The 18,894-nt window shown below is 50.7% G+C and carries 13 protein-coding genes; 2 read left to right on the top strand and 11 right to left on the bottom strand.

Going from position 1 to position 18,894, the window contains the following annotated elements:
- Nucleotides 1–65: 65 nt before the first annotated feature.
- The 9 genes from ACG1VR_RS23365 to ACG1VR_RS23405 form a co-directional block, all read right to left on the bottom strand.
- A complete protein-coding gene (locus ACG1VR_RS23365) occupies nt 66–629 on the bottom strand; it encodes a DNA-binding protein (protein ID WP_395489886.1) in 564 nt (187 codons plus the stop codon).
- Between the two features lie 329 nt (nt 630–958).
- Nucleotides 959–1,966: a dipeptide ABC transporter ATP-binding subunit DppF gene (gene dppF, locus ACG1VR_RS23370; protein WP_016538751.1), complete on the bottom strand. Its 1,008-nt coding sequence runs from the start codon at nt 1,964–1,966 to the stop codon at nt 959–961.
- Entirely contained in the window at nt 1,963–2,946 is a 984-nt protein-coding gene (dppD, locus tag ACG1VR_RS23375) for a dipeptide ABC transporter ATP-binding protein (RefSeq protein ID WP_016538750.1), read from the bottom strand. The genes dppF and dppD overlap by 4 nt, the downstream gene beginning before the upstream one ends.
- A 10-nt stretch (nt 2,947–2,956) precedes the next feature.
- Nucleotides 2,957–3,874, bottom strand: a complete 918-nt coding sequence (dppC, locus tag ACG1VR_RS23380; RefSeq protein WP_016538749.1) for a dipeptide ABC transporter permease DppC — start codon at nt 3,872–3,874, stop codon at nt 2,957–2,959.
- Nucleotides 3,875–3,883: 9 nt separating this feature from the next.
- Nucleotides 3,884–4,903, bottom strand: coding sequence for a dipeptide ABC transporter permease DppB (gene dppB / locus ACG1VR_RS23385; protein ID WP_016538748.1), 1,020 nt, complete (start codon nt 4,901–4,903; stop codon nt 3,884–3,886).
- Between the two features lie 171 nt (nt 4,904–5,074).
- On the bottom strand, nt 5,075–6,682 hold the full coding sequence (gene dppA, locus ACG1VR_RS23390) for a dipeptide ABC transporter periplasmic-binding protein DppA (RefSeq protein ID WP_016538747.1): 1,608 nt from the start codon (nt 6,680–6,682) through the stop codon (nt 5,075–5,077).
- Nucleotides 6,683–7,244: 562 nt separating this feature from the next.
- On the bottom strand, nt 7,245–8,927 hold the full coding sequence (gene eptB / locus ACG1VR_RS23395) for a kdo(2)-lipid A phosphoethanolamine 7''-transferase (protein WP_016538746.1): 1,683 nt from the start codon (nt 8,925–8,927) through the stop codon (nt 7,245–7,247).
- A gap of 245 nt (nt 8,928–9,172) precedes the next feature.
- On the bottom strand, nt 9,173–10,858 hold the full coding sequence (locus tag ACG1VR_RS23400) for an LTA synthase family protein (RefSeq protein ID WP_395489887.1): 1,686 nt from the start codon (nt 10,856–10,858) through the stop codon (nt 9,173–9,175).
- 255 nt (nt 10,859–11,113) lie between these two features.
- Nucleotides 11,114–12,322 (bottom strand): MFS transporter, encoded by a 1,209-nt coding sequence (locus ACG1VR_RS23405; RefSeq protein WP_016538744.1) that lies wholly within the window; start codon nt 12,320–12,322, stop codon nt 11,114–11,116.
- Nucleotides 12,323–12,684: 362 nt separating this feature from the next.
- Here ACG1VR_RS23405 and tag point away from each other — a divergent pair, with 362 nt between their 5' ends.
- Together tag and ACG1VR_RS23415 are read left to right on the top strand one after the other, a co-directional pair.
- Complete coding sequence (tag, locus tag ACG1VR_RS23410) at nt 12,685–13,245, top strand: DNA-3-methyladenine glycosylase I (RefSeq protein WP_395489888.1); 561 nt, start codon at nt 12,685–12,687, stop codon at nt 13,243–13,245.
- Entirely contained in the window at nt 13,245–13,685 is a 441-nt protein-coding gene (locus ACG1VR_RS23415; RefSeq protein ID WP_395489889.1) for an N-acetyltransferase, read from the top strand. The genes tag and ACG1VR_RS23415 overlap by 1 nt, the downstream gene beginning before the upstream one ends.
- Here the strand turns inward: ACG1VR_RS23415 and ACG1VR_RS23420 are convergent, their stop codons facing one another.
- Both ACG1VR_RS23420 and ACG1VR_RS23425 read right to left on the bottom strand, forming a co-directional pair.
- Nucleotides 13,686–15,827 (bottom strand): hypothetical protein, encoded by a 2,142-nt coding sequence (locus ACG1VR_RS23420; RefSeq protein ID WP_395489890.1) that lies wholly within the window; start codon nt 15,825–15,827, stop codon nt 13,686–13,688.
- Between the two features lie 149 nt (nt 15,828–15,976).
- Nucleotides 15,977–18,643, bottom strand: a complete 2,667-nt coding sequence (locus ACG1VR_RS23425; protein WP_395489891.1) for a hypothetical protein — start codon at nt 18,641–18,643, stop codon at nt 15,977–15,979.
- Nucleotides 18,644–18,894: the final 251 nt, after the last annotated feature.

Raw genomic sequence — 18,894 nt, forward strand, 5'->3', positions numbered from 1 at the left:
AGGTACGTTGCGCCCGGAGCCAGCGGAACAATACCTAATGGCTCCGGAGAGGTTTGCTTTGCTGGTTAGGCCTGACGGTATGACTGGGTTTCAGTATGCTCAAGCATATGCAGGTGCTCTGCAACCTTCGCTTCTGCTCGCGAGGCACGTATGCGAAGTGCAAGGTTCCAGGTATTGAGTTCCTTTGCATTAGCGGCCAGGCCGGAGTCTTTAGCGATTCTGCCGCAATTCTCAAGCCATTCGGCTACCTCAGCCCAATCCCAGAGCGGTGACTGGCCGGTAATCCGTTGGATTGGGTTTGGAAAATCCCCTTTCCCACGGATGCCATCTTTCAGCATGGTGATAGCCTGGCGAGATAAAGCAGAAAGCTCAGCTATGTCGCTTAGCCCGACCAGCGTGGAATCAACAGACTCGACTCTCGCCCCAATGCCTGCACTTTCGATATCCCGGATAGCCGTAGCAATTGCATTCTTGAGGGAGGGGGCTTCACGGTCGAACTCAAGATAGATAGCGTTGCCGTAATAGCTAATCATGGCGTCATCACAACCGGCCTCAAAAAGCGCATCTTCATGGCCCGGTGTATTGAGGGTGATGCCGGATACCGTGAGCGTGAAATTGTAGAGTTCCATATGGACTCCTTCTTGACAAAGGCGGTAGTGGCGCCGCCTTTGGATTTCTTTGTTTGGATGCTTCTTCATCAGCCTCCATTTGCGCAAAGAATAACCAAGGTGTGAGCGCGTGTCAACAGTGGGTGTTTCGTAACCCCTATAGATTGCCGCGGTAGCAATATGCTGCTGTCTGCAAATTGGGGTTGGGTTTAATGCCAGTGTTTTGAGGCAAAAAGGGTAGTCATGCGAAGCCACTTCTCAACCTGGAATGTACACGCCGAAGGCACAAGTGTGAGAGGCGTGGGAGGAGGGGCAGATACCCTCTCCTTTGCAGGAGAGGGTAAAAACGGTTAGCGAATTTCCCCGTTGACGTCCTGATCGACGGCAAAACAGGCGACCAGCTGGCCGTTGCCGTAATCCTTAAGCTGCGGCTGGAGCTGGGTGCATGGCCCAAAACGACGGCTGCAGCGGGCATTAAAGGCGCAGCCTGGCGGCGGGTTCAGCGGGCTTGGCAACTCGCCGGTCAATTTGATGCGCTCGCGGCGTTCGTCCGGGTTCAGACGCGGCGTGGCGGACAGCAGTGCCTGAGTGTACGGGTGCAGCGGGTTGGAGAAAATCTGCTCTTTACTGCCTTTCTCCACGCAGCGGCCGAGGTACATCACCATCACTTCATCGGCAATGTGCTCCACTACCGACAGGTCGTGAGAGATAAATACGTAAGACAGCCCCAAATCCTGCTGCAAATCCATCATCAGGTTCAGAACCTGAGCGCGCACGGATACGTCCAGCGCGGAGACCGGTTCGTCGGCAATTACCACGTCCGGGTCCAGCATCAGGCCGCGGGCGATGGCGATACGCTGGCGCTGGCCGCCGGAGAACATATGCGGATAACGGTCGTAGTGTTCGGTTTTCAGGCCGACTTTTGCCATCATCTCCAGCGCTTTTTCACGGCGCTGGGCTTTGCTCAGGCTGGTGTTGATTTGCAGCGGCTCTTCCAGAATCTGGCCCACTTTTTTACGCGGGTTCAGCGAGCCATAAGGGTTCTGGAAGACTATCTGGATTTTCTGGCGGCGCAGTTTTTCCGCCGAGGCGTCTGGTTTCAGCAGATCCTGCCCCTGGTAGTACAGCTCACCGCCGGTCGGGACTTCAATCATGGTCAGCAGGCGGCCAAGGGTGGATTTCCCGCAGCCGGACTCGCCCACGACCGCCAGCGTTTTGCCGCGCTCGAGGGTAAAGGTTACGCCGTCCAGCGCTTTGACCAGGCGTTCAGGTGCAAAAAATCCCTTCTTCACCGGGTAGTGTTTTTTCAGGTCGATGGCCTGCAACAGCGGTTGCGCGGTGGCCTGTTCGGTACTCATAGGGTTGGCCTCCCGGCATCATCGAGTGGGTAGTGGCATTTGGACTGACGCCCGTCGGCCAGCATGGTGAGCTCCGGCTCTTCGCTGCGACATTTGTCGGTGGCGTACGGGCAGCGCGGGTTAAGCAGGCAGCCGTTCGGACGGTCGTATTTGCCCGGTACTACGCCCGGCAGCGACGCAAGGCGCGCTTTGTCCTGAGCAAACTCCGGCAGCGCACGCAGCAGCGCCTGGGTATAAGGATGGCGCGGCGCACGGAAGATATCGTGCGATGAACCGGCCTCAACGACCTGGCCCGCGTACATGACGATGATTTTATGCGCCGCTTCGGCAACCAGCGCGAGGTCATGGGTGATAAGGATCAGCGCCATGTTCTCTTTCTGCTGAAGCTCCAGCAGCAGCTCGATGATTTGCGCCTGGATGGTGACGTCGAGTGCGGTGGTCGGCTCATCGGCAATCAGTAGTTTAGGTCGGCAGGCAATTGCCATCGCAATCATTACGCGCTGGCTCATACCGCCGGAAAGCTGGTGCGGGTAAACGTCCAGGCGCGAAGCCGGATCGGGAATGCCTACCTGGGTCAGCAGGTCGATTGCCCGCTGGCGACGGGTTTTCTTGTTGCCGCCCTGATGCACCTTAATCGCTTCCATAATCTGGAAGCCGACGGTGTAACACGGGTTCAGGCTGGTCATCGGGTCCTGGAAGATCATCGCCACTTCGGCGCCGACCAGGTTGCGGCGCTCTTTCTCAGAAATGCGCTTCAGATCCCGGCCGTTAAACTCCAGCTTCTCAGGCATCACGCGGCCCGGGAAGTCAATAAGCCCCATAATTGCCAGCGAGCTGACCGATTTGCCGGAGCCGGACTCGCCGACAATCCCGACGACCTGCCCCTGATCCACGCTATAACTTATGCGGTCAACGGCACGGAACGGTGCGCTTTCGTCGCCGAAATGCACCGATAATTTATCTACATTTAATAACGCCATCTCGAACCTCTTACTGCTTCAGTTTGGGATCGAGCGCGTCACGCAGACCGTCACCCATCAGGTTAAATGCCAGTACCGTCAGCAGAATCGCAACCCCAGGGAAGGTCACAACCCACCAGGCACTCTGCGCGAACTGCAACACGTCGGCGAGCATGGTGCCCCACTCCGGTGTTGGCGGCTGCGCACCCATGCCGAGGAAGCCAAGGGCGGCCATATCGAGAATGGCGTTCGAGAAACCAAGCGACGCCTGAACAATCAGCGGCGCAAGGGTGTTCGGGAAGATATTCACAAACATCTGGCGCATTGCGCCTGCACCCGCCACGCGGGATGCGGTCACGTAGTCACGGTTTACTTCTACCAGTACGGCGGCGCGAGTCAGGCGAACATAGTGCGGCAGCGCAACAAAGGTCAGCGCCAGCGCGGCGTTACCGATAGACGGGCCAAAGATAGCTACCAGTACCAGCGCCAGCAGCAGGCTTGGCAGGGCCAGCATGATGTCGACAACGCGCATGATGATGTTATCAACTACGCCGCCAAAGTAACCGGCGACCAGGCCAAGTACGATGCCCATCACCAGCGAGAGCACCACCACCAGGCAGCCAACCAGCAGCGACAGGCGTGCGCCGTACATCAGACGGGAAAGCACATCGCGGCCAACGTCATCGGTGCCAAGGATGTAGCTCCAGCTGCCGCCTTCCTGCCAGACCGGCGGGTGCAGCAGCGCGTCGCGGAACTGCTCGGCAGGCGCGTGGGGAGCGATAAAGTTGGCGAACACGGCGATGAAGATCATCACGGCGACGTACACCAGGCCGATCACCGCGCCTTTATTGCGTTTAAAGTAGTGCCAGAACTCCTGGAAAGGGGTCATCGGCTTGGGTGCTGCCTGCACTTTGTTTTCAGTGCTTATATTTTCAGTAGATGGCGTCATGATGGCCCCTTATTTCTTATGGCGTATACGCGGGTTCACCACGCCGTACAGCAGGTCTACCAGCAGGTTGACGAGGATAATCATCGTCGCTACCAGCAGCACGCCGCCCTGAACCACCGGATAGTCACGGCGCTGCAAGGCATCAATCAGCCAGCGACCCAGACCCGGCCAGGAGAAGATGGTTTCGGTCAGGATTGCGCCCGCCAGCAGCGTACCGACCTGCAGGCCGATAACGGTAACAACCGGCAGCATGGCGTTGCGCAGAGCGTGAACCACGATGACGCGCATGCGGGTTAAGCCCTTGGCGCGAGCGGTACGGATATAGTCTTCGCCCAGCACTTCCAGCATCGAAGAACGGGTCATACGCACGATAACCGCCAGCGGGATAGTGCCAAGCACGACAGCGGGCAGGATCATATGGGCAACGGCGTCAATAAAGTCGCCCTGCTGGCCCCAGATTGCGGTGTCTATCAGCGCAAAACCTGTCAGAGGCAGGGAGTCGTCGAGGAACACCGTATCGCTGACTCGCCCGGAAACCGGCGTCAGGTTCCAGTGAACGGAGACCAGCATGATAAGCATCATGCCCCACCAGAAAATCGGCATTGAGTAGCCGGTCAGCGCGATGCCAACGGCGGTATGGTCGAAGATAGAACCCCGCTTCACGGCGGCGAGTACGCCCACCGGGATGCCTACCGCAACGGCGAACATCATCGCGCAGATGCCGAGTTCCAGCGTCGCTTTAAAGCGCGGAACAAATTCGTCCCATACCGGAAGGCGGCTCTTTAATGAAATCCCCAGGTCGCCATGCATTACGCCCCATATGTAATGGAGGTATTGCTGCCACATAGGTTTGTCGAGGCCAAGCTCAGCCAGCAGCTGGGCATGGCGCTCAGGAGAAATACCGCGCTCTCCGGCCATGATCATCACCGGGTCACCGGGGATCATATGAACGAAAGCGAAGGTGAGTAGGGTAATACCTATAAACGTGGGGATGACTAACCCCAGTCTTCGGAGGATGAACTGCAGCATATCCCGGATTCTCTGTAGTGACGGCGCGCCTGGTGACGCTTCGTCTGTATTGCTCACAAATAATGAATATAAATTCCCTCTCCCCTGAGGGGAGAGGGTTAGGGTGAGGGGGAAATTAAAACACCCTCACCCCGGCCCTCTCCCTCAAGGGAGAGGGGGGATCTCTACTTATTATTCGACGGACACGTTCTCGAAGTGGTGTTTGCCCAACGGATCGACCACGTAGCCTTTAACTTCTTTACGCACCGGCTCGAACACGGTGGAGTGAGCGATGATCAGCGCCGGAGCCTGGTCATGCATCACAACCTGAGCCTGTTTGTACAGTTCAATACGCTTGTTGTGGTCGTCGGTTGCGCGAGCCGGCTGAATCAGGTCTTCAAACGGCTTGTAGCACCAGCGGGAGTAGTTAGAGCCATCTTTGGCTGCCGCGCAGCTGAACAGGGTCGCGAAGAAGTTATCCGGGTCCCCATTATCGCCGGTCCAGCCCATCATTACGGCCTGGTGTTCACCGGCTTTAGCACGCTTCAGATATTCGCCCCACTCGTAGGTCACAATCTTGGCCTGAACGCCGATTTTCGCCCAGTCAGCCTGAATCATCTCGGCCATACGGCGAGCGTTCGGGTTGTAAGGACGCTGTACCGGCATTGCCCACAGCTCAACGGTGAAGCCTTTATCCTGGCCCGCTTCTTTCAGCAGCGCTTTCGCTTTCTCAGGATCGTAGGTGTAGTCTTTCACGTCATCGTTGTAGCCCCACATAGTTGGTGGGATCAGGTTTTTAGCCGCGGTGCCCGCGCCCTGGTAAACCGCTTTGATGATCGCTTCTTTGTTCACCGCGTAAGTCAGCGCCTGGCGAACTTTTACGTCGTCAAACGGCTTCTTCTCGGTGTTGAAGGAGAGGTAACCCACGTTCAGGCCAGCCTGTTCCATCAGATTGATGTTTTTGTCTTCTTTCATGCGGGCGATGTCGGCCGGGTTAGGGAACGGCATTACCTGACATTCGTTTTTCTGCAGCTTGGCGTAACGTACGGAAGCATCCGGGGTGATGGAGAACACCAGGCGATCGATCTGTGGTTTGGTGCCCCAGAAGCCAGGGAACGCTTTATACAGAATGCGGGAGTCTTTCTGGTATTGCAGCAGCTGGAATGGACCGGTGCCGATTGGGTTCAGGTCGGTTTTTTCCGGGGTGCCGGCTTTCATCATGTTGTCCGCATATTCTTTAGAAAGAATAGAGGCGAAGTCCATGGCCATATCCGCAAGGAATGGCGCTTCCGGGCGAGCCAGAACGAACTGAACGGTGTTGTCGTCCACTTTCTTGATTTCAGTAATCAGGTCAGGCAGGCCCATGCCTTCGAAGTATTCATAGCTGCCGCCAGAAACTTTGTGGTACGGGTTGTCTTTGTTTTTCTGACGATCGAAAGAGAACACTACGTCGTCGGCGTTGAAATCACGAGTCGGTTTGAAGTCTTTATTATCCTGCCACTTCACGCCTTTGCGCAGGTGGAAGGTATAGGTTTTGCCGTCCGCGCTAACGTCCCACTTTTCAGCAAGGCCCGGAATGATTTCGGTGGTGCCGGTTTTGAACTCGACCAGACGGTTATAGATCGGTACGGAGCTGGCATCGTAAGTGGTGCCGGAGGTGAACAGCTGCGGGTTAAACCCTTCCGGGGAACCTTCTGAACAATAAACCAGGGTTTTGGCTTGTACGCTTGCTGCAACGGTCATGGCAACCAGGCTCAGACCAAATTTCAGCATCCCTGACTTCTTCAAGGAAATACTCATTATTCTGCTCCAATTATGTGTCGTGTTGTGTTTTGTAACCGTCTGACCATTGTTATTTGTGTGAGGTCGGTACGGTGTGCCCGGAGGCGATGGTGAGGTCAGCAGTTCCTTTCGCGAGTCATGCGTGGAGGTAGCACAGACGGTCCGTAAATAGCCCCTCTCGTCCTACAATCTGTCAACAGATTAAGGAAACGTCAATACAGGTCACGGGGATTTACAAGCAAGGTGGGATTCGGTGGGCAAAGATTAAAAAAACCTTCGGGGGCAGTTTCCAGCAGAGAAAATTATGCTACGCGCTTGTTACCAGAATATTAAACTGCTTCTTTTGCGTACGCTAGTGGTAATCGATTGCTTACAATGGGCAAAATTTTGTGTTAAATGATGAATTGTTGCACGATTTATTTTGTGATCTGCATCGCTCACAGCGAAAAATGCTGTCCGCCATCATAAGTAATGGCGCAAAAAACCACGCTTTTTCATAACTAAATTCGATGGCTTATATTCTGCCAGATTCGCAATGGCGGCAGGTTATGACTCCCGCCGTCCACGGTTTTTTTAAACCCTATTGCGCAGTTTTTTCCGGTACGTGACACCAGTTGTTATTCTGGTTGATCCCGCCGTTCGGCGAGGTATAGCCCAGGCAGCCCAGGATGGTGTCATACAGTTCAACATGGCGATGCGGTACCTTCATTTTCGCCTGTTCCTGCATATGCCTGAACGACTCGGCAGAGGCAGGGTTTTCCAGATATTTATCCGACGCCCAGACCAGCAGCGGCACGCGGAACTGCTCCGGCGGCGCCATTTCGCGTGGGGTGCCGTGCAGGTGTTTGGACTCGCTAATCGACTCGCCGTGGTCTGCCGCATAGAAGACGATGGCTTTCTTATCTCGCAGCTTATCAATCACGCTGTCGATAACCGTGTCGGTGTAGAGCACCGAGTTATCGAAAGCGTTAATCAGCATCTCTTTTGAGCAGCCTTTATCAAGACTGATGCACTCCGGCGTCCATTTGGCGAAGCTGCGCGGGTAGCGCTGCGCGTAGGAGAAGTGGGAGCCTTTGGTGTGAAGAATCACCAGGTGTTTACCTTCCGGGTTCTCGTCGACCGACTGCTTCATCTCCTCAACCAGCAGCATGTCATCAACGGTTTTGCCGCGATTAAGCGGTTCGGCGGCAATTTGCTCGCGGAAGGAGAAGCTGTCCGGCATGGCATTTTTGTAGAACCAGATTTCACTCTGCATCGCGAACAGCTCCGAGCTGAAACCAAGCTGCTTGAGAACCGCAAAGACGTTTTGCTCTTTCAGGGTTCGCTGTGGGTTATCCGCCGTACCGCCCTCACGCACAAACATGCAGCGCAGCGAAAGTTTGGTGGCGGTGTCGCAGGACTCGCCGCGGAACGCGACAAGGTTTTTCTCTTTTGAAAGTTTCGGCGTCGTGTCACGTTCGTAGCCGAGTATCCCCATGTGATCCCAGCGCGTGGTTTCCCCGATAATAAACACCATGTAGGTATCATCGATGCCCTGCGGAGCAACATAGGTAAACTTCTTTGCCGGATTCAGCAACGAGGTATTGCCGCTGGACTCGTCCGCGCGCGCCCAGGCGAACAAACCGAGGGCCGAGACCCAGTTAGAGGGTAAATAGGAGCTTGCTACCACGCCGCCATAGCTGGCCATATCGGTGGTCGAGCCTTGTTCATCGTCGGACTGTACCTCGCCTAAAAAACGCAGAGGCGCCCAGACCAGCAGGGCGGAAAGCAGCACGATAGCGATATTTTTTATCCGCTGGCCGGGGGTTAATAGCTGCTGAATTAGCGTATCGCGGGATTGATTCATCCAGATAAGGAGCAGCGGTATGGCGCTGACCAGCACCATCCAGATGGCGAAGTGATAGCCTACGACTTCTTTAGAAAGATCGATATCGGTGGTCATCACCGAGGCGATAATGCCGTAGCCCACCACCACGTTAAAGAACGTCATGTAATAGCCGGCGGCCACCGAGCACAGCACCACAAACGAAGCCAGAATCCGCCACGCGGAACGTCCGAACAGCGAAAGGAGGCGGAACAGGAAAAAGGTGACCAGCAGGCAGGCCAGCACTTCTGCCGCCGCGGCTATTCCTTTCCAGGCAATGAAAACTTGTGCGCGGCTATCAAAGCGCTGGTAGAAAACAGAGATATTCAAAAACCAACCAATGTATACCGCCAGCAGCAAACACAACTTCTGGTGGGACATTGTTTTAAAGTAATTCATGCAGGTTATCCTGGCGATATAGACATATAAGCGCTATTCAGACCGTAGGGCGGGTGGGGAGTTCTCAATGAAGCCGAATTAGTTGCGATTAGGGGATAATTCCTGGCGCTGGCTCAAATTAGAACGGTGGGGGATTGTAATGCCCGATTGCGTGGCGGTCACCCGGATAAAGTCTCTTTGGTGCGAAAAGTGAAAAACCCCGCCTTTCGGGCGAGGTTTTTATTCAGCTAAGTGGCCGGAATGACTCACTCTTTCGAGGCGGCATGCAGCTTGTCGTAAATGTAGTTTCTGTAGCTGTTAAACAGCGCGGTGTCCTGGCAATCATTGAGTTCGCCCTTGCATAAGTGGCGCATGTCGATATTGGCCTGGTAGAACGGAGACACTTTCAGCTGCGCCTGCTCGAGCAATATCCCACCCAGGAATGCGATGTCGGTGACCTGGCCCAGGTCCGAAACCGGCGGAAGATTGAAGTTGTCCCGCAGGCTGAACTGCGACAGGTGCATGGCGTCCGGCAGCGGTGAGGTATAGCCGTTAGCCCAGTCGATAGCGGGCTGGTGGTCACCAAAATACATGAACATCGTAGGCCGCTTACGCTGGTCAATGAACTGGAAGAAGTCCTTGAGCGCGATGTCGGAGTTTTTGATTTTTTCCACGTAGTGGCTGAATTTACCCGCCGAACCTTCATTTTTCACCACCGATGCCAGCTGGTAATCATCGTGATGAGAGGCATCGTAAGGGCCGTGCTCATACATGGTCAGGGCGTAGACAAAAATTGGTTTGTCGGTCTGGCTGCCGAGGAGCTTTTTGACGTAGCTCAGAACATCGCCAGTGCTGATGTGCCAAAGGTTTTCCGAGATATCACCAGGGTAGCCCAGCTCCTGAGGCTGAATAATTTTATCCACGCCCATCATGCTATAGGCGTGGCCAGCGTTGTAGGCCGATTTATTGAATGGCGTCAGGACTACGGTGTAATAACCGTTATCTTTCATCTGTTTAAACAGACTGTCGTTGACGTGGTCGATGACGGAATAAAACACCGCGTTTTTCATCGCGCCAAAATCATCGCTACGCAGGCCGGTGAGCGCCGCAAATTCAGACAGCCAGGTACCGCCGCCGAAAGTTTGTACGCGCATCAGAGAATGGGCTTTTACCTTGCTGTCCTGGTCGAACATAGCGAGATGCGGCAGCACACCCGGGGTCGGCACCTTGTAAAGACGTGGGTCAACCGTGGACTCCTGCAATAGCAGAACGATGTCGGGGCGCACGCCGTTTGGCGTTGGCTGAGCTTTATTGAGCGCTGCGGCACGGGTGATAAATTCCTGAGCTGGTTCTTCAGGGAAGGTTGGGGAGTCATAAATCGTCTGTATTCCCGACATCGCCAGGTTGGACAGCACGCCGGTGCCGCCCGGTAGCTTGGTTGACCAGTCATGCTGATTGCGCAGCACGCTGTGGCTTAAAAGCGCGGCGCTGCCCAGCATGATGCCAACGGCGACCAGCGGTGCGGCCAAACCGGCGCGGCGCGGCGCAACGCGCCAGCTGACGACGAGCGTTAATATAAGCAGTGCTAGCATGGCCACCACGGCTACACCGGCGGACGGATAGTGCAGCAGCGTGCCGGCGTTGGAAGGGTCGGCCATCATAAAGATATCAGGGAACAGCAGCTGATCTTTGTAATAGTGAACCTTAAGCTGGTTTAAAAATTGCAGCAGGATGACCAGCAGGCTGCTGGTGGCGATGGCGAATGCGGCTCTGGCAGAGACTAAATAAAGCAGCCCGCCGCAGAAAATAAAGGCACATGCCGCTATAACCAGCGGGTAGACATCACGCGGTGAATTACCTGCGACAATGATAAGGGCCGCAATGAGCAGCAGCGCGACATAAAGGTATGTCCAACGAGCTTTTCGGCCGGAGCCTGGTTTCATCATGCTCATATTATCCTGTGGGATGTATTATTTTTCTGGGTAACAAACGCAGTCCGGCATACTACAACTTCAACCAGAAAAATCGTATTGAATACTGCTATTGAATGAGGCTGGTTGTGCTTCTGTTTGTGAAAGGACTACTTTGTGCCGTATGCATGTGACCGGGAAAGCCGCAATAAAAAAACCGCCCTCGATGAAGTGAACCCCATTTGTTGGGCACTTTATCATGTGGCGGTTTTGGGCAGTCTGAATACTTAGAGGGTATCAGGCATGTGCATGGCGATGTTTCATCATGGCGCGAACCGGCTGGCGAATTGTGGTGGAGATAGCCAGGGACAAAATCAGCAGGGCGAAGATGACGCAGAAGGTCACATAGAAGCCGCCGAACAGCGAAGCGATAATAGAGCCGCAGATGCTGCCGATACCGAAGCCCAGGTAAATCACACCGTAGTTTTTAGTCAGGTTGTTCAGGCCGAAGAATTCGCTCACCAGAGAAGGGTATACGGTGATGGTGCCGCCGAAGTTAAAGGCAACGCAGGCGATGGCCGCGAAGAAGGTTGCTTCGTTGAGCGGGGCGAACAGCAGGGCTGCCATACCCACCAGAGAAATTACCTGGCCGATAGTAATAACGCGAATGCGGGCGATTTTGTCTGACAGGATACCGAGCACCAGGCGACCGCTGAGGTTCGCGATAGAGATAACGGTTACCGCGTTGGCGGCGGACAGGGCATCCAGGTGTACCATTCCCTGAGCGATATCTTTTGCTACGCCGATAACGTACAGGCCGCTCATGCAGGCGGTCAGGAACATCAGCGCCAGCATCCAGTATTGTGGTTGACGCATAGATTCGGCGAGGGTGAAGTCTGCTTTTGCCACGCCGCCAGCGGTTTTGGTTTCCTGGAGCGGAGCATCTTTCATCATGGTGGCGCCGAACAGCACCATCACCATTGCCAGGCCACCCCAAATCATGAAGGTGTTTTCCAGGCCGTAGGCCGCCATCAGGTGAGTATCAATATATTTGAAGCCCAGGCTACCGAGGCCGTAAGCGCCGATGGAGAAGGCAGAAATCAGGCCTTTACGCTCGGGGAACCACTTCACGCAGTTGGAAAGCGTTAACAGGTAACCCGCGCCGTCCGCCAGACCGACCAGCACGCCAGCGGTTAGCCACAACATCATCAGGTTGTTTGCGTGAGCGGTGAAAAACAGCCCCGCGCCAAGCAGCACGCCCGCCGCCATCGTCACTTTGCGAACCCCGAAGCGGTCCTGCAGCTTGCCCGCTACGGAGGAAGAGATGGCAAGACCAAGGCTCAGCAGGCCGAAGGAGAAAGCGACCTGGCTGATAGGGGCGTTGAGCTTGTCGGACAGCGCGCTGTTGAACAGGCTCCAGGTATAAACGGAACCCAGAGCGAACTGGGTAATGATGGTGCCGATAAGAGTTAACCAGCGTGTACGGTTGTAGGTGGCAGTATTCATGGCAGATGTCCTGCGAATCTAAGGGAAGTTATCTGCCGCCTACGATAGCGAAGTGCAGTTTATTCCAGGAGAAAACGGCATGAAATGCGTGGAGAACGGAATGAAATGCATCCCTGAGGGTATGAATGACCTTGAAAGCGGTTTTTACTTTTCGTTTGTTAGTGCCTACTATCGTTGTATGGTGCGTATTTGCTGTATATTAAATGTTAAATCATAAATGAGATGTGGTTAACAGTTTGCAAAAATGTCGCCGGGAAAGAGCCTTACTTTGATTCGATCAAGGTTGTGAATCTTGCGGGATTCGCTATTGTCCTGGTACTAGATTTGTTCGCCGATGCGGAAAAATAATCAGGGAGCAGAATATGGAACGTTGTGGCTGGGTGACTCAGGATCCGCTGTATCTTGAGTATCACGACAAAGAGTGGGGCGTGCCGGTAACCGACGGGCAAAAGCTGTTCGAGATGATCTGTCTCGAAGGCCAGCAGGCCGGGCTTTCCTGGATTACCGTGCTGAAAAAACGCGAGAATTATCGCCGCCGTTTTAGAGACTTTGATCCCTATGCCGTTGCGCTTATTCAGCCGGAAGAGATTGAAGAGCTGATGCAGGATGCGGGCATTATCCGGCATCGGGGGAAAATTGAAGCCATCATTAATAACGCCAAAGCGTTTCTGGCGATGGAAGCAAACGGCGAAAAATTCCCCGAATTCGTCTGGTCGTTTGTCCACAATACTCCTCAGGTGAGGCATGCCGCCACGCTGAGCGAAATCCCGGCCTTTACCCCAGCGTCGGATGCTTTATCTAAAGCGCTAAAAAAACGCGGCTTTAAATTCGTAGGCTCGACTATCTGCTACTCCTTTATGCAGGCCTGTGGGCTGGTAAACGATCACGTTACCGGCTGCTTCTGTCATCCGGACCACGGCTGATGATCCGCCGTTTTGAGTTATCGGAAATGGATGTTCTGATGGCGCTGTGGCTCGAGAGCACAATCGCCGGGCACCCCTTTATCGCCGAAAGTTACTGGCGTGAGAGCGAAAACCTGGTACGCAATGTTTATATTCCGCAGTCAAAAACCTGGGTTTACCTGCAACAGGAAAGGCTGGTGGGGTTTATCAGCGTCATGGAGAAGCAGTTTATCGGCGCGCTGTTTGTCGCCCCGTCCTGCTGCGGGCAAGGGATTGGCGGCGCGCTGCTTGAGCAGGCTAAAGCCGAATATCCGGCTTTAAGCCTTGAGGTGTACCAGAAAAACCGGAAGGCGGTGCATTTCTACCACCGCCACGGCTTTCACATCGAGGAAAGCGCGTGGCAGGAAGAAACGCAGCACCCTACCTGGATTATGGGCTGGCAGGCGGGTCAAAACCGGTAATTACTGATGAGTATTTACTGTTTCTCCGGTGTGTATATTTTTAGCTAACCCGGATTGTGGAGCGGCGATTTCATCAAGGGTTACAACTATTCTTTTAGTAACGCCTGCTGTGTCGCCCCCCCCTGGGACTTCCTCAGAAATTGCAATTTGCTTTACTTTAAAAAATGAGTTTCTCCTGAATAATGATTCTTGCTCATCAACCAACGATGCCGCACCCCTGAGTAAAGGTTTTGAAGAGAATGTGTTTTCGAACCTATATATTATTATCGCATTGGTATTTTCATCAGGGACCGATCCCAGGATATAGTTTTGGTCAGCCGATGTGCTCATATAACAAGGATAGTTAGTGACTGTATCGCCTGGCTTTATTTGACTATCCCAGGGAGTATTCCGGTTGGGATATTCTGCTATCCTGATAAACTCCCCCTTCTGAGATGGGATTTTGTTTAGGGCGGAATCAAAGAGCCTGACCATATTCCGTTCGTCATCTGTAAGCTTTTGATAATAAGCTAGTTTGCGATTGAGATCGTAATTCAACGGTTTCAGGCCGAGTTTTGTTGTGTCTGCCATACCATCACTAAATAAATCAGGTAACTCCTCATCTACAGCTGTCCAGCGCCTTACCGCGAGTTTTTCGTTCTTAGTCAGAATGGGTGTATTGGCTAAATTAGCGTCAGATGTATCGGTGAAATGTGTTTCATCAGGATTCATTTCTATATTTTTATCTGAAAATGCTTTCTCATATTTCGTTGCGTCAACCGGATCTTGAATCAAATAAATATTGCGATTTTCAAAAAATAAAGTATCCGTGATGGTATTTATTGCATTTAATCTTGTCAACATGTCCGTATTGTAAACACCACGGAATATAACGTCAAAATCTCTGTTTTTGGTGTCAGTTGGTAATAATACGTTGTATCTATAAGATACAGTATTTTCTGCCAGTTCCGGAGGCTGAACACATTCCAGCCAATCATTCATCATGAGCCTTCTTCTGCCTGCTGATGGTAACGGGCACCATGTACTGTCCAAATACTCATTCGCTATCGGCTTGTTCACCGGTAAGTGTTCAGCTACCTCAAATGTATTATTTTTTTTCTCAATAATGACACGGCTATTACCTTCGCCTGCAATATAGTACCTTCCCTTGCTAATCTCAGTGACAGGAACCCAGCCCTGCTCTTGAATTAAAAATAGTTTGCCTGTTTTTTTTCCTTGTGCATCAAGACTGGTATGGAAACCAGATTCATGGGGAATTATTTTCTCTTTTAATATATTTTTGGAATCAAAAACATGCCAGTTTGTAATGCCTGTGATTTCTTTTTTAAAGTATCTAATATGATCTGCATTGATTACCGCGGGGATAAGTTCACCAGCACTATTTATTATATACCTCTTCCCGAAAAGCTCTCCGGTTGCCGGGTTGTGGCGTACATATACCGTGTTACTGTCTTGTATTCCTACAGCAGTTACAGGTACAGATACTTTTCTCTCCGGTAATGTTGCCACTAATGATTCGGCAGATGATCCCTGTGGAAGCTTATCGAGTGCATTCGATGAAAGGATGTTTTCTGCCAGGTTAGCCGTTTTTTTATTAGCAGCCAGCCTGCTGACAATCTTACTGGCAAATTTATTACTAATAGATGTTATCACCCCAAAACCCGGGTCAAGAGCATAGAGAGCACTGACCGCAATATGACGTATTTCACCTTGTGAAGGCAGATAAGCCCCCCAGGGAAGACGGGACAGCGTTTTTCTACCGAGCAGGCCCCGCGCCAGCCCGGTGCCGAATCTTCCGCTCAGGCTCGCTGCTGCCCCCAGGGCAGGGATAAATGCAACCGCATCAAGGAGGCAGGCAGGAACGGCTTTTTCCGGGTCATTATTAATAATCCCTTCAATGCAGTCATAAAAAGGGATTAAATGCTTAATAGTATTCCATAATGTCTGTTTGTTAGATAATGTATGTCCAATTTCATAGAGTGAACTATATAAATGTTCTCTATGTTTTTGGCTCAGTAAATTTACAAGTATATCTAAATTGCTGCCACTCCCTTTTAATGCAGGGCCAGTTGTATATACATCAAAATTATAAATATCTTTACTATCTTCTATTTTTTGCCAGGTGGGGTTGTAGTCATTCAATCCATCACCCAGAATTTTGCTAGTGAAATACAGTCTAAGATCGCGATCAACCCGGGAAATTGTATAGCCATTTCCATCATTAACTTCTGCTTTTAAGGCATAAATTCGCTCCTGATTGCCGAGCTTTACGGAAAAAAGATCTGTGTTTTCTATGAATATTTTTTTGTGGCAATGAATGATCCGGGTTGCATAAGTTGCACATAAGAATCCGCTGGTCGTATTATTGAATCGGGTGAGTTTATAAATTCAACTTCATCATTAGATAATGAACTAATTGCAGAAAGGATAATGTATTTATCTAATTCACGAAAACTATCAGCTACTCTGGCAGTTTGTCTTTTATATTCATCACTCAGGTTTTCTGGTGCGATGTCACAGGGTTTTCCTCGGTCATCTAAATAGCGTTCTTTAGCAATTTTTTTCGCGTCGTATGATACGCGTATATTGTTATAACCGGGGACGTTGATAGGCATTGACTGGTCAGGTATGGGGGCAATAAAAGGAGCGCATTGGTCTATTATCTTATCTGCTAGTTTCCCTTTACTGAGCCATGCGTGGGTTTCTGACATATAAGTGTTGTATTTTTTATTTATATCCTGTAGTAATTCATCGGTCCCTTTTCTGTATTGAATATAGTTGCTTATATCTGTAGCAATATCACTCTCTTCTTCTTTTAAATTTTCAACTGCATTTGATAATGCAAAAAATCTGGCGGGTGTTTTATAGAGCTGAAAGTTTTCTGTAATTTCCTCATTAATAGCAGAGTTCCATATGTTTTCTCCTATAATCATTGCCTCTTCTGATGAGTATTTTTCAACACCCACAGATTGCAAAAAAGATGACCCCGTATAGAGATTGGCGAAATTTTTATCTCGTAGGTTTAAATCAAGCACCGATTTTTTTCGAAAGCTAAGAAATGGTATTTCTTGTTCCAGAAAATGCTTCCACATAATATCCAATAAATATCGTCTATGTGAAAGTGGATGTTTTAAATGAAAATATTTTTTCTCAACCAGGTAGTCCATGGATAATAAATGATTAACATCTCTAACGGTGTAATGATAATCTGCCGTTTTCATCTTGTCCTCAATATATTCCTCCGGTGACATACCCAGAACATTATTGAATACCCAGTGGCGAATGACTTTTTCGGCCTGTGCCGTGGAGATTTTCTCTTCTTTATCCCCGCCCCACATCCCACCAGCCGTCAGGATTTTTTTGGCAAATAACTCAATCTTTTTATTGTAGTCATATGTAGCTTCGTGTTGAGAAAATAAATATTCAGTAGCAGCAGTAAGAAGTTTTTCTTTTGTTAATTTTTTTGGGGCAAGGAATCCCTCTGCTTTCAGTAAATGAATAATTTTTCTATTTGCATTTTTTGTGTCAGGAGAAAGAGGATGATGTCTGTTTTTTATCTTTATTTCATCATCAGTTCTGGATCCGCTCATACTTTCCATGGGTAGGGCGGTTGCTCCTGGGAATATCAACGGATCATAATGAGATAAAAAATTACCGGTTTCATGTAGTGCATTTGCAAGTGACGTTAATAGTGAGGTGCTGGCGCTATGATTAATCTCATCAGAGAGACCTGTCTTTTCAGAGGAGGAAGAAATTAATGTTTTCTCTGTTGCAAATGAGTGGCCGTATGTTGAAAGCTGGCCGTCGGCGGGACGGGGGGGCGGCAAAGAGTTTTTACCCTGCTCAAAGTGGGCAGGATAGGGTGTAGCATCGCATTGTGTATTGAGATGGGTGTTGGTAATGATTTTCTCATTTCCCTGCTGGCGGCTTTCAGTATGGCGAGTCGCACAGTATTGCAGGTCTGATAGTCCATTTTTGTGCCTGAGTTGTTCTACCACCAGCGCATGTGCTTTTTCAGGTACGGAAAAGAGTTGGTTGTCTCCTGAGTATGGTGTTGCTCTATTTTGTACCGTTGCCCGTGTCAAAAGTTCTGGGGTAATGGTTGAGTTCGACATAAAAGCGGTCATTTGTGGTTTAGACAGCGTGCTGAGAAAACCACGTTTGTCGCTTGTGTTTTGAGTCATCTCCACTTGAGTATCCACTTCAAAAGCTGATTCCTGTTGCCGTTGTTCAGTATTTCTTTGTGGTTCCAGGGGGGGCGAGGAGTGATTGCCTGCCATTCTCCCGAGAGCATTCCAGTAATAGTTGGCGCGAATGAAAAGATTCGCGATAAAAGTCGGAACCTTCAGAATTGCACGTTCTGGCCCGCCTCTGTCTGCCATCCAGTATCTTGCAGCAATGGCAGTAACCGCCAGGGCAGTCCACAGGTTGGCATAGGTATTATCTGCTTCACCTTCCAGATATGGGCGCAGGCAAGTATCCTCAGCCCAGTCTTTAATGGTGTCCCGCACAACCGCGGCCAGATGAGAAAAGACGTTGATATTGTCAGGAAGATGCGATGAAGCAACAAGCAGCGTTTGCAAGGAGGCGGTATCAATATTCGTTCTCTGAGTAACAGCGGTATAAATACTTTTAGCCGCCATAATAATATTTGTAGGGGCTTCTGGAAGAATTTTTGAAAGGCACTCCGAAATTATTCTACTTTCGCTATATTCACCCATGGTATGGAGAAGTCGCTGAATACTTCGCCTACAGTCTTCAGTGAATGGAACACGAAGATTTGCAGTTTCTTCGTAATATATATCACTGGTATCAAACCATGTTTCGTCTATTTCAATCTGGTCTTGAGCATCAAACCAAATATCTTTTTCTGGTTGTTCTTTTGGCAGGGGTTTATCAAATAACGATGCTGCCTTATAGATAGGGGAAGGGAGGGTTGTTGAGTTGATATGTGGCATGTTTCTTTCCTTTCGTTTTGTGAAGAAACATTTTTATTATGAATGTAATTGATGTTGCTATTAAAAAAAGGTTTTTTGATTTTATTTTGACGTTAAAAATGTGGATGATTTTTCTGATAAAAAACCATGATAAATAAAATATTATATATTCATAGGCGGCTTAATCATTGTTGCCCGGCAGTTCGTCGGGCAACAATGGCTACTGATTTTAAATTACTATTTTTTAAGTGTTGTACTTGTATTATTCGGTT

Origin of the sequence: Cedecea davisae, assembly GCF_044095835.1 — a bacterium.
GTDB classification, from domain to species: Bacteria; Pseudomonadota; Gammaproteobacteria; order Enterobacterales; family Enterobacteriaceae; genus Cedecea; species Cedecea davisae.